The sequence below is a fragment of the Pseudobutyrivibrio sp. genome (assembly GCF_015057185.1).
GTDB lineage: Bacteria > Bacillota > Clostridia > Lachnospirales > Lachnospiraceae > Pseudobutyrivibrio.
The window spans coordinates 1-24557 of record NZ_SVEV01000004.1; the positions used below are offsets into that span (position 1 = coordinate 1).

The 24557-nt window shown below is 39.0% G+C and carries 21 protein-coding genes; 16 read left to right on the forward strand and 5 right to left on the reverse strand.

The features are described 5' to 3' along the window. The coding region (locus tag E7276_RS02725; protein WP_442960438.1) for an elongation factor P at nt 1-333 on the forward strand (333 nt) is incomplete at its 5' end. Nucleotides 334-340: 7 nt separating this feature from the next. After that, a complete protein-coding gene (locus tag E7276_RS02730; protein WP_294213436.1) occupies nt 341-541 on the forward strand; it encodes a hypothetical protein in 201 nt (66 codons plus the stop codon). A 57-nt stretch (nt 542-598) separates the two neighbouring features. Here E7276_RS02730 and E7276_RS02735 read toward each other — a convergent pair whose 3' ends face one another. Both E7276_RS02735 and E7276_RS02740 read right to left on the reverse strand, forming a co-directional pair. Next, nucleotides 599-1378 carry a response regulator transcription factor gene (locus tag E7276_RS02735; RefSeq protein WP_294213438.1) on the reverse strand — a complete coding sequence of 260 codons (780 nt, stop codon included), beginning with the start codon at nt 1376-1378 and terminating at the stop codon, nt 599-601. Further along, nucleotides 1375-3186 (reverse strand): sensor histidine kinase, encoded by a 1812-nt coding sequence (locus E7276_RS02740; protein ID WP_294213441.1) that lies wholly within the window; start codon nt 3184-3186, stop codon nt 1375-1377. The genes E7276_RS02735 and E7276_RS02740 overlap by 4 nt, the downstream gene beginning before the upstream one ends. Nucleotides 3187-3362: 176 nt before the next feature. Between E7276_RS02740 and E7276_RS02745 the strand changes: the two genes are divergently transcribed. From E7276_RS02745 to E7276_RS02780, 8 genes are all read left to right on the forward strand, one after another. After that, the gene (locus E7276_RS02745) at nt 3363-4238 is read left to right on the forward strand and encodes a carbohydrate ABC transporter permease (protein WP_294213442.1); all 876 of its coding nucleotides are present in this window, start codon (nt 3363-3365) and stop codon (nt 4236-4238) included. Continuing rightward, nucleotides 4238-5068, forward strand: coding sequence for a carbohydrate ABC transporter permease (locus E7276_RS02750; RefSeq protein WP_294213444.1), 831 nt, complete (start codon nt 4238-4240; stop codon nt 5066-5068). The genes E7276_RS02745 and E7276_RS02750 overlap by 1 nt, the downstream gene beginning before the upstream one ends. 3 nt (nt 5069-5071) lie before the next feature. Continuing rightward, the gene (locus tag E7276_RS02755; protein ID WP_294213446.1) at nt 5072-7435 is read left to right on the forward strand and encodes a glycoside hydrolase family 31 protein; all 2364 of its coding nucleotides are present in this window, start codon (nt 5072-5074) and stop codon (nt 7433-7435) included. A gap of 33 nt (nt 7436-7468) precedes the next feature. After that, a complete protein-coding gene (locus E7276_RS02760; RefSeq protein ID WP_294213449.1) occupies nt 7469-8836 on the forward strand; it encodes a hypothetical protein in 1368 nt (455 codons plus the stop codon). 3 nt (nt 8837-8839) lie between these two features. Next, nucleotides 8840-9970, forward strand: coding sequence for an aminotransferase class V-fold PLP-dependent enzyme (locus E7276_RS02765; protein WP_294213453.1), 1131 nt, complete (start codon nt 8840-8842; stop codon nt 9968-9970). 3 nt (nt 9971-9973) lie between these two features. Then, complete coding sequence (locus tag E7276_RS02770) at nt 9974-10273, forward strand: hypothetical protein (RefSeq protein ID WP_294213457.1); 300 nt, start codon at nt 9974-9976, stop codon at nt 10271-10273. Nucleotides 10274-10400: 127 nt separating this feature from the next. Continuing rightward, a complete protein-coding gene (locus E7276_RS02775; protein ID WP_294213460.1) occupies nt 10401-11741 on the forward strand; it encodes an ABC transporter substrate-binding protein in 1341 nt (446 codons plus the stop codon). Nucleotides 11742-11846: 105 nt separating this feature from the next. Continuing rightward, the gene (locus E7276_RS02780; RefSeq protein WP_294213463.1) at nt 11847-13004 is read left to right on the forward strand and encodes an FprA family A-type flavoprotein; all 1158 of its coding nucleotides are present in this window, start codon (nt 11847-11849) and stop codon (nt 13002-13004) included. A gap of 17 nt (nt 13005-13021) precedes the next feature. Here the strand turns inward: E7276_RS02780 and E7276_RS02785 are convergent, their stop codons facing one another. Beyond that, nucleotides 13022-13858: an AraC family transcriptional regulator gene (locus tag E7276_RS02785; protein WP_294213465.1), complete on the reverse strand. Its 837-nt coding sequence runs from the start codon at nt 13856-13858 to the stop codon at nt 13022-13024. 175 nt (nt 13859-14033) lie between these two features. On the opposite strand from E7276_RS02785, the gene E7276_RS02790 reads away from it, so the two are divergent. The 5 genes from E7276_RS02790 to pfkB all read left to right on the forward strand — a co-directional run bounded on the left by E7276_RS02790 (nt 14034) and on the right by pfkB (nt 20561). Then, nucleotides 14034-16247: an alpha-galactosidase gene (locus E7276_RS02790; RefSeq protein ID WP_294213467.1), complete on the forward strand. Its 2214-nt coding sequence runs from the start codon at nt 14034-14036 to the stop codon at nt 16245-16247. Nucleotides 16248-16347: 100 nt separating this feature from the next. Then, nucleotides 16348-17664 (forward strand): ABC transporter substrate-binding protein, encoded by a 1317-nt coding sequence (locus tag E7276_RS02795; RefSeq protein ID WP_294213469.1) that lies wholly within the window; start codon nt 16348-16350, stop codon nt 17662-17664. A 100-nt stretch (nt 17665-17764) separates the two neighbouring features. Beyond that, nucleotides 17765-18655: a carbohydrate ABC transporter permease gene (locus tag E7276_RS02800; RefSeq protein ID WP_294213473.1), complete on the forward strand. Its 891-nt coding sequence runs from the start codon at nt 17765-17767 to the stop codon at nt 18653-18655. A gap of 16 nt (nt 18656-18671) precedes the next feature. Beyond that, on the forward strand, nt 18672-19493 hold the full coding sequence (locus tag E7276_RS02805) for a carbohydrate ABC transporter permease (protein WP_294213475.1): 822 nt from the start codon (nt 18672-18674) through the stop codon (nt 19491-19493). A gap of 117 nt (nt 19494-19610) precedes the next feature. After that, nucleotides 19611-20561: a 1-phosphofructokinase gene (pfkB, locus tag E7276_RS02810; RefSeq protein ID WP_294213478.1), complete on the forward strand. Its 951-nt coding sequence runs from the start codon at nt 19611-19613 to the stop codon at nt 20559-20561. A gap of 597 nt (nt 20562-21158) precedes the next feature. Here the strand turns inward: pfkB and E7276_RS02815 are convergent. Both E7276_RS02815 and E7276_RS02820 read right to left on the reverse strand, forming a co-directional pair. Beyond that, a complete protein-coding gene (locus E7276_RS02815; protein ID WP_294213480.1) occupies nt 21159-21677 on the reverse strand; it encodes a hypothetical protein in 519 nt (172 codons plus the stop codon). A 12-nt stretch (nt 21678-21689) separates the two neighbouring features. Continuing rightward, a complete protein-coding gene (locus tag E7276_RS02820; protein ID WP_294213482.1) occupies nt 21690-22541 on the reverse strand; it encodes an AraC family transcriptional regulator in 852 nt (283 codons plus the stop codon). A gap of 156 nt (nt 22542-22697) precedes the next feature. Between E7276_RS02820 and E7276_RS02825 the strand changes: the two genes are divergently transcribed. Beyond that, on the forward strand, nt 22698-24506 hold the full coding sequence (locus E7276_RS02825; RefSeq protein ID WP_294213484.1) for an L-fucose isomerase: 1809 nt from the start codon (nt 22698-22700) through the stop codon (nt 24504-24506). The last annotated feature ends 51 nt before the right edge of the window (nt 24507-24557 follow it).

Sequence of the window (24557 nt, forward strand, 5' to 3'; positions counted from 1 at the left end):
GATGGTGAGCTTTACAACTTCATGGATGTTGAGACATATGATCAGGTAGCTCTTACATCTGACCAGATTGGTGATGCTCTTAAGTTTGTTAAGGAAAATGAAATCGTAAAGATGCTTTCACATAATGGTTCTATCTTCTCAGTTGAGCCACCTATGTTCGTAGAGCTTCAGATTACAGATACAGAGCCAGGTTTCAAGGGCGATACAGCTACAGGTGCTACAAAGCCTGCTACAGTTGAGACTGGTGCTGTTGTATACGTTCCACTTTTCGTTGAGAACGGCGAGACAATCAAGATCGATACAAGAACAGGAGAGTACTTGTCAAGAGTATAATTTTATTATGGACTATAGAGAATATCCGCTTTCACAGTTACTTCAAAATAGAAAAATATTTGCCGTATTTGATGAGGAGTTCAGAAAGGGTACATGGCTAGATGCCACCGCACTCCTTGGAAGCGAAGGCACAATCAATTCACTTTATCGTGATGGCACAGTTCCACGCGAGACATTGGATAACATTGTTGCTAGACTCTCTAAATAATCACAGGACCTTGGGTACACCCAAGGTCCTTTCTTAATGCAATGGTAATGGTAAGGGCTAGTCGTGTAATTGCAGGTTTTCAGGATTGCCGTCAATTTCACGGAAGGCAGAGGGGTTCATGCCAACTACCTTGCGGAAGGTTTTGCTGAAATGGAATTGATCGGGGTAGCCAACTTCTTTGCCGATTTCTTGGATTGAATATTTGGTGTTTTTAAGGAGCTTCTTGGCGTTGTGTATTCGTATATTTGTTAGCATTTTGATGGGCGTAGTTCCAGTGAAGCGCTTGAATATTTTTGAAAGATAGGCAGAAGTAAATCCCATTTGATCTGCTAATTCTCCGATGTCTACAGCATCCATATAATGCTCCTGGATGTAATTTACAATGTAGTCAACTTGCTCTCTGGCGTCATAGTTTCCAAATTCGCTAACATCTGAGTTGATGTTGACTTGGCCTAGCTTTAGACCGGCTTTGCTTAGAACCTTGTGTAGTACTTCTGGGTCAACAGGCTTTAATAGATATTCAAATGCGTGCTGACGCAATGCTTCTTGAGCGTATTCGAAATCGGCGTACCCAGTTAGGATGATAGTGATGGTATCCGGGTATTGTCTGTTGATGCGCTCAGCTAGCTGGAGCCCGTTCATTACAGGCATTTGAATGTCAGTGATTACAATTTGGATGTCATCTTTTTCTAGGCATTCCAATGCTTCGTTGCCGTTTGAAGCCTGGGCAGTAACTTTAAAGGCGTCATCAAGGCTGTCAATGGTTCTAACGATGGATTGACGCAAAAAGTGTTCATCTTCCACCAGTAATACGTTGTAAAACTCCCTCTCATTCATAGTTTTTTACCTTCGTCCCCAATCGTACTTGATTTTTCAATACTTCGTCCGATTTTGACAAAGGCTCCTCCTTCTACATTATTCCCAAAATCAAATAAGAAAGTAATACCGTCAAGTAGATATAGCCTTATGAAAATGTTAAGTATCCCCATACCTTCGATTTTCAGACTTGGAAGCACGCCAGTTTCAAGGATGGAATCCATTTGCTTCCTTAAATGTATATCTACGTCTTTATCAAAACCTGGTCCTGTGTCTTTGACCTCAAGGAACCAGTTTTCACCATCTATATATCCATGTATACATATGTGCCATGGCAAAGGTCCTGTAGTTGTAGATTTAATTGCGTTTTCAACTAATAGCTGAATGCAAAGCTTAGGAACATAAAAATCTAGTAATTTGTCTTCAACGTCAAACTCATATGTTAGGTCATCTCCAAATCTGTACTTTAGGCATTCTAGGTACATGTCACATAAATCTAATTCTTCTTCCACGGTAATAACCTGCTCTTTGTTTGAAGAGATGGCTCTTAGAATTGTAGATATATCCTTTACCATGGTGGATACTGAATCCGTCATTCCTTGGTTGGCCATTTCCTCGATGCAAGCAAGAGAGTTGTACAGGAAATGGGGATTCATCTGCGATTGTAGAGCAAGCATTTCCGCTTGTATTTCTTGTTGCTGCAATCCTAACATTGTTTTTGTTTGAGTCTGGGATTGTAAAATATATTCGTTAATTGATTTAGCCAGCTTATCAATTTCTCTGATGTGGGTTGATTCCATATCTAGAGTGTTAAATTGGCTGCTGGAATCTCTGTCATTTAAAAAATGATAAATGTCTCTAATTGGTTTGCTTATTCGTTTGGCTAAAAGCTGGGTAAGCATTAAACCGGCAATAAAAATAGCTATTGAGAAAAATAGTATTATTTTTAAGGCTGAAAGAATCGGTGTAAAAAAGTTGGTGTTTTCAACATACAATACAATTTTGTAGCCTGAATGAGGCATACTGTAGCTGAATAGGTAATCAGTGAACAAAGAAGAACTCTGTAATTTTACATGACCTTCTGTTGCAGCGTTGTAGTAGTTTTCAGCGTTTTCGTCTTCATATTCTAAAGGAAAAACTAGATTTCCTTCTTCGTCATATACGTAAATATCAGGATTATATGCGTATCGATTTTCAAAAGCTGATTTGAAAACCTCGGTATAATACTTTCTAGCTTCTATTGTTCCCACAGGATAGTAGTAAACATTATAGTAGGTTCGAGAAATGGAATAATAGGTATTGCCTTCTGTGAGGGCTCCATTTGTAGCCATATTACCGATTAATACATTTCGTAGTCCATTGGCACTCATTGTTTTTTGGTACCAGGCTGTGTCTGTGTAGTCGGTAATGGAGCCTAGGTAATCACCTACGCCATAGCCTAAGTCGTCTGTGGAATATATATTTAACTGTCGTACTGAGTAATCAAAACCTTTTAGCGAAGTAAGTGCCGCCGCTAAATGTTGTCTTGCTGAAATGTGCTTGTAGGCATCAGTAGAGTTTGTGGAAACGTAGTAGTCTAGAGCGGCAGTAAGTTCAGCCGAATTAATTGCATTTAGAGTGATAGTATCTAGCTGATATATTTGCAAATCAATGTTATCTCCGATTTGCACACAGATTCTATCCAAATCCGAAATGGCATTTTTCTTTATATTATGATACTCAATTGTCGAAAAAATAATCGCTGTGGTACCTAAAACAAAGGTGATCAACAGCACCATATTTTTTGAGAGTATTTTCTTAAGAGTCTTAACTTTTCTGTTTCGTAACATTATCCAACCCACAATACAAAAATAACTTCCGCTGACTTGGATTATAGCACATTTTCCCAAAAATAATCTTCGTTGGTTAAAAAAATACATAAATATGACAAATGAGTCAATGTGAACCATTGTTGATTTTGGCTAAAATAAAATCACATTAAAGGATGTAGCGGGAGGATGATGTAATGAACAAGAAAAAACTTTATCCATGGTATTTCGCCTTTGGCTCTGTATTTATCTATACATTGCTCAGTGTTATTCCAGGCGTAATTGGTATTGGATACTCATTTACAGACTGGAGTTCATATAGTAATGAAATTCATTTCGTTGGTCTCAGAAATTTCCAAGCAGTATTTAGCGGCGATAATGATTATCTTCGATATATCGTAAATACGTTGTTTTTTACATTGGTAACAACAATTTGTAAAACAGGATTTGGTTTGTTGCTGGCACTTCTTTTATGCAGCAAGGTTAAATTCAAAAATCTGCATCGAGGAATAATGTATTTACCAACAGTAATTCCAATACTTGTAACCGGTCTTACATTTACATCAATTCTTAATCCTAAGATTGGTTTTTTGAACACATTCCTAAGAGCAATAGGGCTAGAGGCTTTGACTAAGCAGTGGCTTGTTGATCCAAACATTGCATTCCCATCTGTAATGTTTGTAGATATTTGGAGAGGTACCGGATACATTATGACAATGTTAATTGCAGGTATCATGGCAATTCCAAGTGTATATTATGAAGCTGCGGCAATCGATGGAGCCTCAGGATTTAGAAAATTCACCAATATTACACTTCCAATGTTAAAGCAGACATTAGCGGTAACAATTGTATTAAATGTAATCTATGGCCTAAAGATATTTGATATGGTATATGCCCTTACAAATGGTGGCCCAGGACATAGAACAGAGGTTATGTACACAGCAGTATTCAAAATGTTCTCAAAGGGACTTTATGCAGAAGGTACAACAATAAGCTCAGTAATGTTTGTATTTATGATTATCATAGGTTTCTTCATGGTTAAGATTCTTACGAAAGACGAGGTAGTTGAATAATGGTTGGTGGAAGAAAAGGAAAGATTAAATCAGTTTTGATGAATTTAATAGCAATACTGGTTTCACTGATAATGATAATGCCAATTGTTTTGATTGTAATAAATTCATTCAAGACAACAGGCGAGGCAATGACAATGACTATTGATTTGCCTAAGAAAATTGATATAAGCAATTTTGGAACAGTAATAGAAAAAGGAAAACTGATGCGAAGCTTTTTTAACAGCTTACTTTATGCAGGTGTTTCAACTGCAGTAACTATTGTGTTAGGAAGCATGTCAGCTTACGTTTTTTCACGAAGAAGAAATAGAAGCTTTGCTGCTTTGTATATGTACATAGTTCTTGGAATGGTAATTCCTGTAAACTACGTAGCTCTGATGAAGGTTATGCAGGTTATGCAGCTAAACAATTCAGCACTTGGAATAATCCTATTATATGTAGCAATCCAAACTCCATTTACCATTTTCCTGCTTTATGGATTTGTATCAAAAATTCCTACAGAGTTGGATGAAGCAGCAATTATAGATGGCTGCAATGCCAGACAGTTGTATTTCACAATTATAATGCCTCTTTTAAAACCGGCTATAGTGACTGGACTAGTGCTTTGCTTTTTAAATACATGGAATGAATTCGTAATGCCACTTTATTTCTTGAATTCATCTGAAAAATGGCCAATGACTTTGGCAGTTTACAACTTCTTTGGACAGTTTGAAACAAGCTGGAACTTGATTTGCGCAGACGTAATTTTAACATGTGCTCCAGTTATTATAATGTATCTTGTGGGACAGAAATACATTGTTGGCGGACAGACAGCAGGAGCAGTAAAGGGATAAATAATGGGAAAAGAAATAAGAAAGAATAGTAATCTAATTAAACTAGAGTCAATGGGAGACAACATCATAAGAGTTGTGTATACCACAAGGGATGCCTTTGATGATAATTCTTCGATTGGAATTGATCATAATAATCTGCAGGGGCTAGAAGCACAGCCAGAAGGTGATTGCTTTATAGCAGATGCAGGTAGATTAAAGGTAAAGGTAAATCCAGATAATCTGAATATGCAGTGGAATTCAAAGAATGGAAGGCTGTTTGATATTCCGGCTGCAAAGCTGGCCCGAACGCCAGTAATTAATTATACAACAGGCGATGAAGCTCCAATAATTAAACGTGTAAAAACAGTTGATGGCGAAAGGAACTTTGTTGAAAACTTAAAGCCTGTTGAAGATCATGAAGCCTATAGATGCAAAATATTTTTTAACTGGGCAGATGATGAGGCTATTCATGGACTTGGACAGGCAGAGGAAGGAATATTTAACCTGAGAGGCAAGGTTCAATATCTCTATCAGCACAACATGAGAATACCTATTCCATTTTTTATTTCAGATAAAGGCTACGGAGTGTTGATTGACTGTGGATGCTTAATGACCTTCAACGATGACGAAAGAGGCTCATATATCTTTTTAAAATGTGTGGAACAGCTGGATTTCTATGTGATATATGGAGATAGCTTTGATGAAATCATTGCAGGCTTCAGACAGCTTACAGGAAAGGCTGCCATGCTTCCAAAATGGGCATTCGGTTATGTACAATCTAAAGAAAAATATAGCAGCGCAGCGGAATTGGTTCAGGTAGCAAAGAAGTATAGAAAATTAAATATTCCTATTGATTGCGTGGTTCAGGACTGGAAAACCTGGGAGGGGGACTCTTGGGGCTGTAAGGTCCTAGATCAGAGCCGATATCCAGACCAATATAATTTCAGTGAAAAATTAAAAGAATTAAATGTACACTCTATGGTTTCAGTTTGGCCAAATATGAATTCTGGAACTCCTGATTATGATGAATTGATGGCAGCTGGAAAGATGCTTAACGATCTTGCTACCTATGATGCTTTCGATGATCAGGCTAGAAAAATTTATTGGAATCAGGCGAAAAAGGGTCTTTATGACAAAGGCTTTGAATCATGGTGGTGTGATTCCACAGAACCTTTTTCAGGACCAGACTGGAATGGTGAGGAGCTAAGAGAGCCTTGGGAAAGATTTGAAATCGTTGGCAAAGAACACGAGAAGTTCCTTGGACAGGAGAGGGCAAATCTTTATGCTACTTTTCATGCAAAGGGTATGTTTGAAAACCAAAGAGCAGATTTTGCAGATAAAAGAGTTTTGAATCTCACTCGCTCGGGCTATGCTGGTATCCAAAAATATGGAACCATGCTTTGGTCTGGCGATATAAGTGCGAGATGGGATGTTCTAAGAAAACAAATTGTAGAGGCTTTAAATATGGCAAGCTCAGGAATGCCATACTGGACCTTTGATATAGGAGGTTTTTTCGTAGTCCATGAAAATTGGCAGGCACGTGGTTGTGACTGCAATAATGATAACTCTCCTAAATGGTTTTGGCATGGAGACTACGAGAATGGTATAGCTGACGACGGCTATAAGGAGCTCTACGTTAGATGGCTTCAAATGGGCCTATTTCTCCCTATGTTTAGATCCCATGGAACGGACACACCTAGAGAGATTTGGAACTTTGGTAAGGCAGGAGAAAAGTATTATGACGCTATCGCATATACGATAAAGCTCAGATATAGACTTATGCCTTATATATACTCTTTGGCAGGTCAGGTGAATGCCCTTGATAGACAAATGATAGAGCCTTTATATTTTCAGTTTAATGCTGATAAGGAAGCAAAAAGCTGTGATAGTCAGTTTATGTTAGGTAAGGAGCTTTTGATTTGTCCTGTGACTGAGGAAAATGCTGACACATGGAATTGCTATCTACCTAGTGGATGCGATTGGTATGATTTTGATACTGGTGCTAAGTACCAGGGGGGCCAGTGGCTTAACAAAAAAATAGATTTGATGAGCATACCAGTATTTGTAAAGGCAGGAAGTATTATTCCAATGGAAGCAGCACTTGATTATGCTACACAAAAGGTTAGCACTCCTATGGAAATTAGAATTTATGAAGGCGCAGATGGTGCTTTCACATTCTATGAGGATGCAGGCGATGGCTATGATTATGAGAATGGAGCTTCTAATCTCATTGAAATGAAATGGAATGATGCAAAAAAAGAATTAAACTTAGCTAGTTCGAATTTTAGTTTTGATGGTGGCATCACAGGTAGAAAATGTGTAGCAAGCTTAGGAGATGCAAAAAAAGAATTTACCTATGATGGAAATGAGATAACAATTAATTTTTAGAGTTACCTTGGAGAAGGTAAAAGGAGGATAATTATGAAGCAGAAAGCTATGGAAATAAAGTTAAAGGTTAGACCTATTGTTGGATGTTTAATTCATTCACATTTTTGGGAGGGACCATGCCGTGCAGGACATGCTGAGGAAATGACACCAGAGGCAGAAAAAGCAGCAGCTGATAAGGCATTTAAGGATGCCACAGAATTGTTAAAGGGTGCTACAGATAAAATTGATTTTCTACCAGCAATAGATGCAAGATATTATGAGACCTTCGTAGTAGATAAAGAGACATATGCAAAAATAGAAGAGGATATGGATGAAGTAGATTTCTTCCTTTGCATGAATTGGAGAATTCCAAAGCTTGAAAGATATAGAAAGCCAGTTGTTATTTTACAAAACGGTAATGAGGGAATAGATTTTGCAGCATATTGTCGCTCTCTAGGAATTGAGGCATATGTTTGCATGGATTTAAAGGATTTAAACGAAATAGCACATGCACTATGGGTAAGAAAAGCAGTAGCAAATACTAGAGCGCTTGTACTTACAGCAGGCCAACAGCCAACATTTGGACTTCAGTCACTTATCCGTGATCCAGAAATCCTTCGTCAGCGTTATGGCTTCGAGGTTGTTAAATTACCATTCCTTTCAATTGTGCCATATATGGATAAAATTACTGATGAGGAAGCAAAGCCTATTATGGATAAGTTTCTTAAGAATTCATCTGACACACAGATTAAACCAGAATTCTTAATCAATGATGTAAAATACTATTTGGCTGCTAGAAAGATGATGGATGACTACGATTGCAATGCGTTCTCAACAGCATGCCACGAGCTTTGTACATCTGAGGTACCTCAGAACCGCAAGTTTACACCTTGTCTTTGCCATTCAATTATGAAGGATGATGGTATTCCAAGCGGATGCGAGGAAGATTTAAATGCATTGATGGCAATGGTAATTATGCAGTACACAGCTAATAGACCAGCATTTATGGGCAATCCAAACTACGAGCAGGATGAGCTTGCAAGAATTCATCACGCAGTTCCAGCTCTCCAGATGAATGGTTACGGCACAAAGGAATTAGACTACAAGCTTTGGGCATTCACAGGTCAGGGCTTTGGTGCAAAGCTTCAAATTGATTTTGCTCAGAATGATCAGGATGAAGTTACACTTGGAAGATTTAATCCAGCCGGAGATACAATGGTTGTAAAAACTGGAGAAGTAATAAAATCAGAATTTGTTGATGTATATTGTAGTCCATTCTATTATATTAAAATGGATGATGCTAGAAAGTGGATGCACAATCTAGCTGGCTTTGGTCACCATCAGGTGCTTATATTTGGAGACTACATGCAGGCACTTAAGAATGTAGCAGAGGTTATGTATTTCAATATTTTAGAAGGATAAAAAATGGTTTATTTGAATCAGGCAGCTACCACTTTTCCTAAGCCTAAGCAGGTTTTAGATGCTGTTTCTGATGCAATAGCAAATCAACCTCAGGGGCAGTTCCGTTCAAGCTCTGCCTCTGAGGATATATTTGATATTTGCAGGAAAAATCTTGGGAAATTGTTTGGTGTAAAACAATATCAAAATATCGTATTTACGGCGGGAGCAACTGCAGCAGCAAATGCATTATTTTATGGGTTGGATTTTGAAACTGGTAAAGTTGTGGTTTCTCAAACTGAGCATAATAGCATTTTGCGACCAGCTATGAACCTTACAGAAAAAATCAGTGAGGGGATTATTTTGCCATGCGATGAAAAGGGATATTTAGAGCCTGATACATTAGAAAGTATTCTCGAAGAAAATGACAATCAAATAAGAGCAGTGTTTATTAATCATTGCTCTAATGTAACTGGAGCAATACAACCTATTGAAAAATTGGCTCAGGTTTGTCATAAACATTTGGCTATGATTATTGCAGATTTTTCCCAGAGTGCTGGTTGCATACCAATTGATGCAGACAGCTGGGGAATAGACGCATTTATTTTTGCAGGCCATAAAGGATTGTATGGCATCCAGGGAATTGGCGGATATTACATTAGACCAGAGTATAGTGTTAAACCATTTATGTATGGAGGCACTGGTCGCGATTCAAAAATAATCAGATATGAAAATAATTTTGAGTATGAGGTAGGAACAGGAAATGGCCCAGGCGTGGCTGGGTTAAATGCAGGAGTTAGATTTATTCTTGATACTGGAGTGGAAAATATAAGATTTCACGAGCAGCAGTTAATGGATACACTTTATAAAAGGCTAGCAGATATGAAGGGGATTAATCTTATAGCTATCCCAAAGGAAAAACGAGGACCGGTTCTTAGCTTTACAGTAGAGGGAATTAATCCATCAGATGTTGCTTATATTTTGCAGAATGGATATGAAATCACGGTGCGGACAGGACTTCACTGTGCACCATTAATTCACGAGGCACTGCACACTAAGGACAAGGGGACAATTAGAGTGAGCGTGTCATATTTTAATACTAAAGAGGATGTTGATGCTTTGATAGCTGCAATGACAGATATCACAGCTGGTTTATAGATTATGAAGATAGTTGACGTTAGAGAATCAAGGGAACGATGTGCCGAATCAGGCTGGTTTGCCTATGATTTCATACTAGAAGAACAAGTAAATAAAGAATTGATTTTGGCTTTAAAGCCTTTAGGGGCAATGACTTATCTTCCTATGTTAAAAAAGCCTTTCTTTAAAATCGAGTCTAATTATTATTTCCTAAAGGGTATGGAAAAGGATGATTTTATACGTGTCGCAGTTCATGACAAGCACAGGGAAGAACTGGATAAGGTTAGGGACTATATAGAAAATTTGTCAGTTTTTTCCAGTTAAAAAATCACATAAAACAGCTTAAAAAATCCATGGTAGTAAATAGCACCATAGGGTTAAATTATAATTAATAACAGACAGTTTTGAGAGGGTTACTGTCGAAATATCAAACAGAAATGGGGGATTTCTTATGAAGAAAAAATTAATTTCTGGGTTGCTTTGTGCAACAATGGCATCCGCACTTTTTGCAGGATGCGGTGGCTCGTCTGAAACAGGATCAGACGCTTCGGGAGAGAGCGGATCTTCAGCAGCAGGCGGCACAATTACAATCATGGCTAGCCAAGATTGGATTGAAGACTCTGAGCAGGAGCTTGGAGCAAAGTTTGAGGAGGAGACAGGTATTCACGTTGACTACCAAATCCTTCCAGCAGACCAGTATCAGGATGTTTTGCTTACACGTTTGAACTCTGGTGAAGGGCCTGATATTTTCATGGCACAGTCAGGCTTTGCCATTGACACAACCTACAAGGTTCAGGAAAATGCAGTTGATTTATCTAACGAACCATGGATGAGCACTTACAGCTCATTTTCAGCAGAGCAAACGTCAGTAGACGGCAAAAACTATGGTATGACATACTATGATACAACAACAGACTACTACATGATTTACAACAAAAAAATCATGGAAGCAGCTGGTGTAACATCTGTACCAACAACATTTGCTGATTTTGAAGCTGCATGCCAAAAAATTATGGATTCAGGTGTAACACCTATTTACGAGCCTGTAGCTGATGGTTGGCATCAGACAATGCTTTGGACAGCGAACGCTCAGGTTATGGACAAGGAAGATCCAGGCATTATTGACAAGCTCAACAACAACGAGACAACATTTGCTGAGAACGAAACAATGCTTACAGCATTAACTCAGCTCAATGATTTAGCACAAAAGGGATACTTTGGAGACAACTATCTTTCAGATGAATTTGCAAATGCAGAAGGATATCTTGCATCAGGTGAATATTGCATGTGCTTCTTAAAGCCAGGTGCAATCGCATCAATCGTAGCAAATGAAAACAACGCAGGCTACACAGAAGATGATTTCGGCATCATGCTTCTTCCAATCTGTGACAACCAGTACCTCAACGTACACCCAACTGGACCATCTAAGTTTATCTACTCTGGTTCAGCAAATATCGATGCTGCAAAGCAGTACCTTGAGTACATTTCTTCTAAGGACAGCATTCAGTATGTAATCGACAACGCATCAGATGTTGAAAACCTTCCATTTGATGCAGGTCAGACACCTGAGTACTCAGCTACAACAGAAGAATTCCTTGGAAGCTTTGACGACGCAACATCAGGCATGGTTCTCCAGGACGTATGTAAATACTACAATGAGCAGTGGATGGATATTTCAGCAAACATCGCATCTATGTTCATTGGAGACATGACACCACAGGAAGTACTTGAAGCAATCGACGCAGGACGTGCACAGCTTGCAGAGGCAGCTGGCGACCCTAACTGGCAATAATATTTGAGTAACTTATATATAGGCCTTGGATTCTAATGGATCCAAGGTCTTTTTTATGAGGTGCATATTTGATATTATTAAATCAGATTATTGAGGAGGTATATCATGGGTGTTAATTTTTCAGAGGCAATAAAGTATATTGGATGTAATGACAAGACAATTGATTTATTTGAGAGCCAGTATCCTGTTCCTAATGGAGTTTCATACAACTCCTATGTGATTATGGATGACAAGATTGCGGTAATGGATACGGTGGATCCTAGATTTACTGACGAGTGGCTTGCTAATCTTGGTGAGGCATTGGCAGGACGTAAGCCTGATTATTTGGTGGTTCAGCATATGGAGCCGGATCATTCAGGTTCTATTAAGGCTTTCTTGGAGAAGTATACCGATACTACAGTTGTGGGAAATGCAAAGACATTTCCAATGATGGGACAGTTTATGGATTCGGCGCTTTTTGAAAATCGTAAATGCGTAGTGGCTGAGAGGGATACTCTTGAGCTGGGAAATCATACCTTGACATTTGTTATGGCACCAATGGTTCATTGGCCAGAGGTTATGGTTACATATGAATCTAGTGAGAAGGTGCTGTTTTCTGCTGATGGCTTCGGAAAGTTTGGTGCACTTGATGTGGATGAGCCATGGATTGATGAGGCACGTAGATATTATCTCAATATTGTGGGTAAGTATGGTGCTTCAGTACAGGGATTGTTGAAAAAGGCTACAGCTCTTGATATTAAAACTATTTGCCCTCTTCATGGTCCAATTCTCACTGAGAATTTAGGATACTATATTGATTTGTATGATACATGGAGCAGCTACAAGCCAGAGATTGATGGTGTGCTTGTAGTTAGTGCATCTATCCATGGAAACACAAAAAAGGCAGCTCTTCAAATGTATGAAAAGCTTCAGGCAGCTGGTGTAGAAGCTAAGTTTATTGATGTGTGCAGAGAGTCAGTTTCAGAAGCGGTTGCTCAGGCATTTCGTTATAGTAAAATGGTTAGCTGCGCTAGCACCTATGATGGAAATTTGTTCCTTCCAATGGAAGATTTCTTGCATCATCTAAAGGCAAAAACTTATCAAAATAGAAAGGTTGCTTTGGTTGAAAATGGAACATGGGCTCCTCAGGCAGCTAAATGCATGAAGGCAATTTTAGAGCCTATGAAGAATATTGAGTTTATCGAGCCAGTTGTTACAATAAAGTCTACTCTAAATCAAGAGAGTGAACAGAAATTGTTAGAACTTGTTGATGCGTTGAAATAAAAAAATGGGGTGAGAGATTAAGAAATCTCCACCCCATGATTTTTTCTATATTCTGTTGGCGATACATTTTTGATTCTTTTGAATGCTTTAGAGAAAGTAAAAGAATCGGAATAACCAACTAATAAAGCTATGCTGCTGATGTTTTCGGTGCTTTCCAAAAGCAATTCAGTAGCTTTTTTTATTCTATAGGTTAGAAGATATGACTGTGGTGTGTAACCAGTTGCATGCTTGAAAACTCTAGTAAGATAACTACGATTCAAGCCGCATGCAGAAGCAACCTCCTCTATTCCTATTGGTTCAGAATATTTTAGACGAATAAAGCTTATTGCATTTCTTACATAGGCAAGACGTGGATCAACATCTATTTGTTCTCGATTGGTAGAAAGCTCAATGACCTTATCAAAAAATTCATAGACCTTTGCATAGCATAGGCATTCACGGCTGCTGTTATCATATATTTCATTAATAATATCCAGTAGACATGTGCTATCAGAGCTTGGAATGAATACAGGATTTTCTGTATTGACCCCCGCGCTGTTAAAAAGCTCCAAGGTTCTAGGACCATCTATATGCATCCATGCATAGCTCCAGGGATCATCGGCGTCCGCCTCATAATATGCCTTACATTTGGCTGGAATAAGAAATCCCTGACCAGCTTTAACTTCAAATCTATTCCCATTTAAAATCAAAAATCCGCGTCCGGAGCAGACATAATGAAATATAGTTCTTGGACGGACAATAGGACCATAATTATATCCAGCTTCGCATTTATAAAAGCCAACCTCAAAAAGGTAAAAGTCGTTAGACTTTGTGTAATCCAAGAACTTTACCTTATCAACCCCAGTTACAACCATATATCTCCCTTTCTACAATGTCACATTGTGACATCATTAAAAACCATTAAGCCATAAACATTTTTAGATATCCAAATATAATTATATCAAGACTAAAACAATATTCAGATGTTTTAATTCTCTTATTTACATGATAAGGGTATTATAACAAATCTACAGGCGTTGAGGTGAATGAATGGCAGTAAAAATTAATGATTCAGAAAAACAATTTCACTTGTACAATTCCAAACTCAGCTATGTTATAGGAGAAGGTCCTGATGGTGGGATTGAGCAATTGTATTTTGGTAAAAGAATTAATGAGAATCAGATTCTCAAGGGATATCAGACTAGATGCGGTAGACCTCTTTGCTGCCCAGCAAATGAGGAAGAGACATATTCAAAGGAGCTAGGGCTTCGAGAATATCCTTCCTTTGGAACTGGAGATTTTAGAGGGGCTGCATATGAAATATGTCAGGAAAATGGCTCTAGAGTTACAGAGCTTGTTTTTAAATCCTATGAGGTTTGTAGCGGTAAAAAGAAGATACCAGGTCTCCCAGCCAGCTACGTTAACAATGAGGATGAAGCTACAACATTAAAGCTTACTTGCTTTGATGAAGTGGCAAAGGTTGAGGTGGTTCTTTATTACACTTTGTTTGAGAATTATCCAATCATTACTCGAAATGTAAGCTTTAAGAATCTGGGTAAGGAAGAGTTAAAGCTTACAAAAGCCCTTAGCTGCTGTATTGACTTCTTTGACAATGAATATGATTTGGTTCAGTTCGAAGGTGCTTGGGGAAGAGAACGTTATCCTAAGATAAGAGCAATAGAAAAAGGAATCATGCAGGTAGAAAGCATGAGAGGTCATTCTAGCCCTAACTTTAATCCATTTGTAATCATAAAAAGAAAAAATACAGATGAATTTCAGGGAGAAGCTATTGGAATTAATTTAGTTTATAGTGGAAACTTTTTGGCAAGGATAGAGGCAGGAAGCTTTGGAGGCTTCAGATTTACAATGGGAATTAATCCAACCTGGTTCCAGTGGCCACTTGGGGAGAATGAAGAGTTTTATACACCTGAGGTTATCATCACCTATACAAATGATGGACTTAATGATCTGAGCCAAAACATTCATCGTTTCATGAATAATCAATTGGTACGTTCACCATACAAGAATAAACCAAGACCAATTCTTCTCAATAACTGGGAAGCTACAGAAATGAATTTTGATGAAGAAAAAATCCTAAAGATTGCCAGAAAGGGTAAAGAAGCTGGGGTTGAACTCTTTGTATTGGATGATGGTTGGTTTGGAAAAAGAAATAATGATTACGCAGGTCTTGGAGACTGGTTCGTAAATACGGATAAATTGCCAGATGGAATTTCCGGTTTATCAAAAAAGATAAATGAAATTGGATTAGATTTTGGTTTGTGGATTGAGCCTGAAATGGTAAATGAAGATTCTGATTTGTACAGAGCACATCCTGATTGGGTGCTTGCTGCTCCAAACAGAAAGAAGACACTAGGTCGCCATCAGATGGTTTTAGATTATTCTAAGCCAGAGGTTGTTGATTATATTTATGACATGCTTCACAAGGTTATTTCAACAGCATCAATTAGCTATATTAAGTGGGATATGAACCGTGCTATCACAGAGTGCTATAGCCAAAATGTGCCAGCTGATAGGCAGGGAATGGTTTATCACAAATATATTATGGGGGTATATAGCTTGTATGAGCGATTAATCCAAGAATTCCCTAATATTTTGTTTGAATCCTGTGCCAGTGGTGGTGGACGCTTTGATGCAGGAATGCTTTATTATGCGCCACAGGCTTGGTGTTCAGATGATACAGATGGTCATGAACGTGTGAAAATTCAATATGGTACAAGCTATGGCTATCCAATTTCATCTATAGGTGCCCATGTTTCAGCTTCTCCAAATCAGCAGACAGGAAGAACCATGGATATAGACGACAGGGCAAACATTGCTTGCTTTGGTACCTTTGGCTATGAGCTTGATTTAAACGAAGTGTCAGAGGAAGAATTTGAACGAGTTAAAAAGCAAATCGAGTTTATGAAAAAGTATAGAGGACTTTTCCAGTATGGTACACTTTATCGCTTACAGTCGCCATTTGAAAAAAATACTGCAAGCTGGATGGTAGTTTCTGAGGATAAGAGCCTTGCAATCGTTGCGATTTATCGTTCTTTAAAGACTCCGAATGATGAGCTTGAAAGGATAAAGCTTCAAGGATTGACAGAAAATGCTATTTATGAAATAAATCACAAAGAAATGTATTATGGGGATTTACTTATGGCGCAGGGAATTGGTACAATGGAACCTGCTGAAAATTGGTTTGAGTCGGATAATGACTTCACTTCTAGAATGTTTATACTAGAACAGCATGTCACAAAATGACATATATAGTGATTATTATTCCATACAAAGATATGTATTTTAAGGCTATTATAAAAAAAGAATAAGGTAACCGAAAGGCACAAAATGGGAGGTAGTTTTTATGAAAGCAAAAAGAATAGGGGCTTTAGTATTGAGCTCACTCATGGCAATGTCCATGATGGCTTGTGGAGATTCGGCCGGTTCTGAATCTAGCGATGCCGGAGCAAGTACTGAAGGAACAGCAACCGAAATGCAGGGTAGTGTAGAGGGAGAGTTAACCGTATGCATTTGGGATGAGAACCAGAGACCAGGTCTTCAGGAAATTATTGATGAATGGTCAGCAGAGTCTGGTGTAAAAGCAACAATTCAAGTAGTTGGCTGGGATGATTACTGGACACTTCTTGAAGCAGGCGCTTCAGGTGGAGAACTTCCTGATGTATTCTGGATGCACTCAAATCAGGCACAGAAATACATGGAAAACGACATGCTCATGGATTTAACAGACAAAATCGCTGCTAGCGACAAAATTGACATGAGCAATTATTATGAAGGAATCGTAGATTTATATCAGTCAGATGGAAAGCAGTACGCAGTACCTAAGGATATCGATACAATCGCTCTTTGGTACAACAAGACAATCTTTGATGAGATGGGGGTTGCTTATCCAGATGAGACATGGACATGGGATGATTTCGTAGATGCAGCTGCAAAGCTTACAAATGAAGATCACTGGGGATATGCAATTGCACCATCTAACAACCAGGATTCATTCTACAATGCAGTATACTCTATGGGCGGAGAAATCATCAACGAGGACAAGACAGCTTCAGGATATGACAATCCAAACACAGTTAAGGCAATTCAGATGTTTGTAGATATGGTACAGGATGGCTCTTGCCCAGACCTTAATACAGTATCTGAGACAAAGCCTGATGTACTTTTCGAGTCAGGTAAGGTTGCAATGGTAACACAGGGTTCTTGGATGGTAGCTGCATTCAAAGATAATGAGTATACAGCAGCAAACTGTGATGTAGCTGTTCTTCCAAAGGATGCTACAACAGGTAAGAGAGTTTCTATCTACAATGGTCTTGGTTGGGCTGCTTCAGCTACAACAAAGAATCCAGATGCAGCTTGGTCACTTATTGAGTGGTTAGGTTCTAAGGAAATGCAGGAGAAGCAGGCAGAGCTTGGTGTAACAATGTCAGCTTACAAAGGATGCTCAGACCTTTGGGTTAACTGCACAGACGTATTTGATCTTAACGGTCATATGAAGATGCTTGATGCTGATTTAGTATTTAGACCATACTCTAAGTACACAACTGTTTGGGAAGATATGCAGACAGAGAAGCTTAAAGATGCATGGACTGGTGAAAAGGATGTTCCTACAGTTTGCCAGGAAATTTGTGACAGCATGAATCAAACTCTTAGTGAAGAGTAACTCTTTCTTCCTTCTAATAAAATACATGTGATATATGGACGAAGGTGCAGAGATTGCAGTTCTGCACCTTCTCCTAATTTAAAAGTGGAGAAGTAATGTTATGAATAAAAGTAAAACAACTAAACGAGAACGCAGTGAATTTATTTGGGGCTGGTTATTTATTGCTCCTACAATGATTGGACTTATTATTTTAAATATTATCCCAATCTTTCAAACTATATATCAGAGCTTCTTTAAAACAGGCGATTTTGGAAAAGGTAATATTTTTGTAGGATTGGAAAACTACAAAAACGTATTTGCGGATTCAGAAGTGTGGCAAGCACTTATTAATACTTTGAAATATGCAGTGGTAGAGGTACCACTTTCAATTATAATTTCTTTAGTTTTGGCAGTATTTTTAAATGGGAAAATTAAGGGCAAAAGCACCTTTAGAACAATATTCTTCCTACCAATGGTTGCGGCACCAGCAGCAATCGCAATGGTATGGAAATGGCTATATAACTCAGAATTTGGATTGCTAAATCATATTTTGCCAGGTAAAACAAACTGGATTTCAGATCCAAAGATTGCAATATATTCAATTGCAGTAATTGGTATTTGGTCAATAATCGGATACAACATGGTACTGTTTTTAGCAGGCCTTCAGGAGGTTCCAAAGGATTATTATGAAGCTGCTTCTATTGATGGCGCCACAGGCATCCAGCAGTTTTTTAACATTACAGTTCCACTTGTATCTCCAACAATTTTCTTTGTACTTGTTACAAGAATAATTGCTGCAATGCAGGTATTCGATGTAATTTATATGGTTATTGATAATACAAATCCAGCATTAAACAAAACTCAGTCATTAGTTTGCCTCTTTTATAAGTATTCATTCCAACAGGGTAAAAAGGGATATGGCGCTACTGTTGTTGTAGTTCTATTAGTAGTGATTATGATATTCACTGTTTTACAGATGATTGGACAGAAGAAGTGGGTACACTACAATTAAGAAGAAGGTGAATGTTATGGGAAAGAGAAATAAAGCGATTATATATATTATTCTAGTCATAATGTCATTCATTATGCTGGTACCGTTTGTATGGATGATTCTTACTGCTTTTAAAACAGTTGGAGAGTCAACTCAGATGGACCCTTTTGTAGTATTTCCATCGAAATTTAGATTAGATAATTTTGATGAAGTATTACACAATGTTAATTTTGGTCGTTTGTACTTTAACACAATAGCAATGATAGCTCTAAGAGTTTTGTGCGCAGTGCTTACATCAACAATTGCAGGATATGCATTTGCACGACTAAACTTCAGGGGCAAGAATATCATGTTTGGATTAGTTTTATTCCAAATGATGATTCCATCACAGATTTTTATTATTCCACAGTATGTAATGGTAAGTAACCTAGGCTGGACAAATAGCTTACTTGGTTTGCTTTTCCCAGGATTAGTATCAGCATTTGGTACATTCCTGCTTAGACAGGCATATTTAGGATTGCCAAGAGAATTAGAGGAAGCAGCTCGCCTAGATGGCTGCAATATAGGCCAAACATTCTTATTTGTTATGGCTCCACTAGCTAAATCATCTATGGTAGCCCTGGGTATTTTCACAGCAGTATTTGCCTACAAGGATTTGATGTGGCCAATGATTGTATGTCCTGACACAAACAAAACTACACTTGCAAGTGCGCTATCAAAAATGCAGGGTCAGTTTACTGCAAACTATCCAGAGCTTATGGCTGCAGCCCTTATTGCATGCTTACCAATGATTGTTATCTACGTACTTTTCCAGAAGCAGTTCATTGAAGGTATTGCAACATCAGGTGGAAAGCTTTAATACGTATATACGGAATGGAACAATTCTGTAAAAAAATATAAGGATATCCACATTCTGTGGATATTCTTTTTTATTTAAGGCATACTAGGTTCAAGCAAACGGAGGGGGAATAGGACAATGATTTTAACAGTAACATTAAATGCAGCAATTGACAAAAGATACGTAGTTGAAAACTTCCAAGAAGGAGAAGTTAACCGTGTATTAGAATGCGAATATGTACCAGGGGGAAAGGGCCTTAATGTATCCAAACCACTGGCAATCGCTGGAGCAGATGTAGTTGCAACAGGCTTTGTAGGCGGTCACGCTGGGGCATACATTTGCGATAGATTAAAAGACTTCAAGGTTAAAGACGGATTCTACAGAGTTGCAGCAGAGAGCCGCTCTTGCATCAACATTTGGGACACAGCCAAAAAGAAGCAGACAGAATTCCTAGAGCCTGGCTTTGTAATCGACGAAAAGGATTGGAAAGGCTTCGAAGAAAAATTCAAAGAACTAGCCAAGGATGCAGAAGTTGTCACAATTTCAGGAAGTGTACCAAAGGGCCTAGATTCCTCAGCATACAAAAAACTCATTTCTATCGTTAAGGACCTAGGCAAGAAAGTAATCCTAGATACAAGCGGCAAGCTTCTCACAGAGGCCGTAGAAGAAATTCCATATATGATCAAACCTAACATTGACGAAATTGCCATGCTAACAGGTGAAAAAATCAACGTGGATGCACCAAACTTCTTTGAAGACGTTATTGCAGCAGCAAAACGTGTCCACAACATGGGCGTAAAGCTTGTGGTAGTTTCCCTTGGGGCAGACGGTTCCCTAATGGTATGCGACGACGGCGTATTCAGAGCAATCGTACCACGAGTAGACGCCGTAAACACCGTAGGCTGCGGCGACTCCATGATAGCCGGCTTCGCCCTCGGCATCTCAGAAGGACTCTCACCTGTCGAGACCATGCGCAAAGCCAGCGCCATTTCAGCCGCATCCGCCATGACCGAAGAAACCGGACGATTTAACATATCTGACATGAAGAACATTCTACATCAGATTGATATCAAACAAATAGACCGCTAACATCAAAAAAATGCGCCTACCCGCCCGGGCCCCCGCTGCCCACCACTGTCGGGGAAACAATTTTGCGAATATTATAGTTTTCCAATATGCAAAAAGGGAGCATCTGCATGTGTCTTTCTATGGATGAACCATTTTGCAAAATGTATTTTTGTTGGGCGGACATATTAGAGTATATAAATTGGTACAACTCAGGTCTCAAGTGGAAATTGGGCTCATGTTACATTCGCTAAGAAAATTTAAAAAGCAGGATTATCATATATTGGCACCGTGCTTTATACGACATCGTGTCGCGTGTCGCACTTGCGTCGCCGTCCTAGCGACGCATGCCAATATATTGATAATCCTGCTTTTAATTTTCTAAGCTTATTCCAAAATCGCCCAATTCCCACTGAGCCTGAGTTGTACTAGTTTAATTTTGTTGTGTCCGCCCATAAAATACTTTTTGCAAAATTGTACAGACATGAGAAAGACACATGCTAATAAAGATGCGACACTTTGCATATATGGAAAACATAATATTCTTGCAAAGTTTCCTCGACAGTGGTGGGCAGCGGGGGCCCGGGCGGGTAGGCGCTAAAGGTGTGGTAGGTTAGCGGTCTATTTGTTTAGGTCCTCTTCTGATGTAGAATGTTCTTTTGACATGTAGGTGTACATGAGTCCGTTGTAGTCGGATGAGATGACGGCTACAAGTGAGATGTTGCCGGAATCAAGGCGCCAGATGTCAGAGAGCTGGGTTACGTCGTCGGAGCTTTCGGTGGTTTTGCCGTGGTTGTTTTCTAGTTGCTTGTGGATGTCTGCGTATAGTGCAGATACTTCTTCGCCGTCTTCGGATGAATAGAGCCAGGTGATGCTGGCCATTTTTCCGTCCTCATCGAAGGTGTAGCGAACGTTTCCGTCCTTTTGTAGGTATTCGCTGGCGTAGGAGTAAGTGTCTCCTAGGTAGGTAACGGTGGTTTCTGCAGGTTCTCCAAGTTCTTCAATCATTTCGTCGTAGGTTGTGTCAAATGTAAGTGATGAAAATGGAATACGATCCTTGTCAGATTTGCAGGCAGTAAAGGTTAGTGCAATGACAAGTGATAATGAAATGATTTTTGCAAGTGTGTTTCTTCCCCTCATAGTTGTGTCTCCTTAAAATTCCTGTTTTATGAATTGCTTAGGCGTGATGTCTTTGTACTTGTGGAATGTTTTAATAAAGTAGCTCTCATCGTTGAAACCACAGGAAATTGCGACCTCTCGAATAGAGACATCTTTTGTTGAAAGCATTTCGCAGGCACATTCAATACGATAATAATTCAGATAATCGATTGGCGTGCGCTCAGTCATTGATTTAAAGTAGCGGCAGAAATATTTTGGATTCATACCTGCTATGTGGGCAAGGCTGTCCAAATTGATGTTGTTGGAATAATTCTCAGAAATATACTGGAGCACCTCTTTGATGGAGTTGAGACGTTCACTGGTAATGTTATCAATGGTGCTCTTGGTGTAGAGACGGCTTTGAATGATTTCTCCAAAGAGAATGTAAAGGTAGCCTTGAACCTTGAATTCGTAGCCATCACCTTTCTCTGATAAGGTGTTGCATAGATCCTGAACAATGGCAGAGATTACCCTGTTGTTTTCAGAAAGGAAGGAATTGATTCTGATTTTGTGACTGATAATATCCTGAACCGTTTTGCTACAGGCATTGTTATTTTTCAATAACATCTGTAAATCGAAAACGATGCAATCGTAAATGCAGTCCATTGGAGTGCCACCGTGAAGCATTCCATCGGAAATAAAAATCACATCCCCGGCATGATAAGTTTGAGTGTTGTCATCTAGAGTAAGGGTGAATGAACCCTCGCGTATGAATACAATCTCATAGTTAGTGTGCCAATGATAAGTCATCAAATACCTAGGAGTACGGGGCGTTTCCCTGTAATGAGCGATAGGGAAATTAAAGGTGCCATGCTGACGATGCTCCTGATAATCAATATATTTCATAACAAACCCTCCAAAACATACAATCAACCAACTTAAATCAAAAAGTGAATATTGTCATATTTTTATTCAGTATAACACTTTTTATGAAAAAATCCATTAAATATAATTAACTTATAACGTAACGGTTCGCCTTTAATGGCAAGGAGGATAAATATTATGAGTAAGAACAGATATATCGGAGAATACCCAGTAATCGGTATCCGTCCATGTATTGATGGTCGCCGTGGACCTCTTAAGGTTAGAGAGTCTTTGGAAGATCAGACAATGAACATGGCAAAATCAGCTAAGAAGTTGTTCGAGGAAAATCTTAAATATTCTAATGGAGAACCAGTAAAGGTTGTCATTGCAGATACAACTATTGGTCGAGTTGCTGAGTCTGCAGCATGCGAGGCAAAGTTTAGAAAAGAAGGAGTTGCAATCACACTTTCTGTTACACCTTGTTGGTGCTATGGTTCAGAAACAATGGATATGAACCCACTTACAATTAAGGGTGTATGGGGACTTAATGCAACAGAAAGACCTGGCGCTGTTTATCTTGCTTCTGTACTTGCTACACACGCACAGAAAGGTCTTCCTGCATTTGGTATCTACGGAAAGGATGTTCAGGAAGCTGATGATACAGTTATTCCTGAGGATGTTAAAGAAAAACTCCTTAGATTTGGTCGTGCCGCAGTTGCAGCTGCTTCTATGAGAGACAAGTCATACTTACAGATTGGTTCAGTAACAATGGGTATTGGCGGCTCTATCATGGATCAGAACTTCGTAGAAGAATACCTTGGCATGAGAGTTGAGTCAATTGATGAGGTAGAAATTCTTAGAAGAATCGATGAAGGAATCTACAACGAGGATGATTATAAGAAGTGCCTCAATTGGATTAAGACAGAATGCAAGAAGGGCTTTGATAAGAACCCAGACTTTGTAAAGAAGAGCGACGAGCAGAAAGAAAAGGATTGGGAATTCGTTGCTAAGATGGCAGTTATTATCGAAGATTTATATCAGGGAAATCCAAATCTTCCAGAGGGAAGAGAGGAAGAGGCTGTTGGACACAACGCAATCTGCGGTGGTTTCCAGGGCCAGAGACAGTGGACAGACCATTGGCCAAACTGCGATTTACCTGAGGCAGTTTTAAATACATCCTTTGACTGGAATGGAGCTAGAGAGCCATTCGTCCTTGCAACAGAAAATGATGCATTAAACGGACTTGGAATGTTATTTATGAAGCTCCTTACAAACAGAGCTCAGATGTTTGCAGATGTTAGAACATGCTGGAATACAGAGTCTGTAAAGAGAGTTACAAATTATACATTAGAGGGACATGCAAAAGAAGCTGATGGTATTATCCATCTTATTAACTCAGGCGCTTGCTGCTTAGATGCATCTGGTGTATGTACTGACAAAGATGGAAATCCATGCATCAAACCATGGTATGAAATCACAGAAGAAGATCAGAAGAAGATTATGGATGCAGTAACATGGTGCGAAGCTGATAATGGATACTTCAGAGGCGGCGGATGGTCATCACGTTTTGAGACAAAGGTTGAAATGCCAGCAACAATGATACGTTTGAACCTTGTTAAGAACTTAGGTCCAGTGCTTCAGATTGCAGAAGGTTGGACAGTAGCTTTACCTGAGGATGTTTCTGATACTCTTTGGAAGAGAACAGATTACACATGGCCAAGTACATGGTTCACACCAAGATGTGATGGCAAGGAAGGCAGTCCATTTGAGAATGCATACAGCTTGATGAACAACTGGGGCGCAAACCATGGTGCAATTTCATATGGACACATTGGAGCAGACCTTATCACAATGGCATCAATGCTTAGAATTCCAGTTTGCTTACACAATGTTCCTGATAAGGATGTTTACAGACCAGCTGCTTGGAATGCATTTGGCGCAGACAAGGAAGGACAGGATTTCAGAGCATGCGCAGCTTATGGACCACTTTATAAGACAGTAAGATAATTATAAAAATTAAGCCGGGGGCTTAGGCTCCCGGCATATTAAAAAAAGCCG

What these genes read in the sequence shown, in the direction of transcription:
- E7276_RS02730 (WP_294213436.1), top strand. Translation starts at nt 341, where the DNA reads ATGGACTATAGAGAATATCCGCTTTCACAGTTACTTCAAAATAGAAAA.
- E7276_RS02735 (WP_294213438.1), bottom strand. Translation starts at nt 1,378, where the DNA reads ATGAATGAGAGGGAGTTTTACAACGTATTACTGGTGGAAGATGAACAC.
- E7276_RS02740 (WP_294213441.1), bottom strand. Translation starts at nt 3,186, where the DNA reads ATGTTACGAAACAGAAAAGTTAAGACTCTTAAGAAAATACTCTCAAAA.
- E7276_RS02745 (WP_294213442.1), top strand. Translation starts at nt 3,363, where the DNA reads ATGAACAAGAAAAAACTTTATCCATGGTATTTCGCCTTTGGCTCTGTA.
- E7276_RS02750 (WP_294213444.1), top strand. Translation starts at nt 4,238, where the DNA reads ATGGTTGGTGGAAGAAAAGGAAAGATTAAATCAGTTTTGATGAATTTA.
- E7276_RS02755 (WP_294213446.1), top strand. Translation starts at nt 5,072, where the DNA reads ATGGGAAAAGAAATAAGAAAGAATAGTAATCTAATTAAACTAGAGTCA.
- E7276_RS02760 (WP_294213449.1), top strand. Translation starts at nt 7,469, where the DNA reads ATGAAGCAGAAAGCTATGGAAATAAAGTTAAAGGTTAGACCTATTGTT.
- E7276_RS02765 (WP_294213453.1), top strand. Translation starts at nt 8,840, where the DNA reads ATGGTTTATTTGAATCAGGCAGCTACCACTTTTCCTAAGCCTAAGCAG.
- E7276_RS02770 (WP_294213457.1), top strand. Translation starts at nt 9,974, where the DNA reads ATGAAGATAGTTGACGTTAGAGAATCAAGGGAACGATGTGCCGAATCA.
- E7276_RS02775 (WP_294213460.1), top strand. Translation starts at nt 10,401, where the DNA reads ATGAAGAAAAAATTAATTTCTGGGTTGCTTTGTGCAACAATGGCATCC.
- E7276_RS02780 (WP_294213463.1), top strand. Translation starts at nt 11,847, where the DNA reads ATGGGTGTTAATTTTTCAGAGGCAATAAAGTATATTGGATGTAATGAC.
- E7276_RS02785 (WP_294213465.1), bottom strand. Translation starts at nt 13,858, where the DNA reads ATGGTTGTAACTGGGGTTGATAAGGTAAAGTTCTTGGATTACACAAAG.
- E7276_RS02790 (WP_294213467.1), top strand. Translation starts at nt 14,034, where the DNA reads ATGGCAGTAAAAATTAATGATTCAGAAAAACAATTTCACTTGTACAAT.
- E7276_RS02795 (WP_294213469.1), top strand. Translation starts at nt 16,348, where the DNA reads ATGAAAGCAAAAAGAATAGGGGCTTTAGTATTGAGCTCACTCATGGCA.
- E7276_RS02800 (WP_294213473.1), top strand. Translation starts at nt 17,765, where the DNA reads ATGAATAAAAGTAAAACAACTAAACGAGAACGCAGTGAATTTATTTGG.
- E7276_RS02805 (WP_294213475.1), top strand. Translation starts at nt 18,672, where the DNA reads ATGGGAAAGAGAAATAAAGCGATTATATATATTATTCTAGTCATAATG.
- pfkB (WP_294213478.1), top strand. Translation starts at nt 19,611, where the DNA reads ATGATTTTAACAGTAACATTAAATGCAGCAATTGACAAAAGATACGTA.
- E7276_RS02815 (WP_294213480.1), bottom strand. Translation starts at nt 21,677, where the DNA reads ATGAGGGGAAGAAACACACTTGCAAAAATCATTTCATTATCACTTGTC.
- E7276_RS02820 (WP_294213482.1), bottom strand. Translation starts at nt 22,541, where the DNA reads ATGAAATATATTGATTATCAGGAGCATCGTCAGCATGGCACCTTTAAT.
- E7276_RS02825 (WP_294213484.1), top strand. Translation starts at nt 22,698, where the DNA reads ATGAGTAAGAACAGATATATCGGAGAATACCCAGTAATCGGTATCCGT.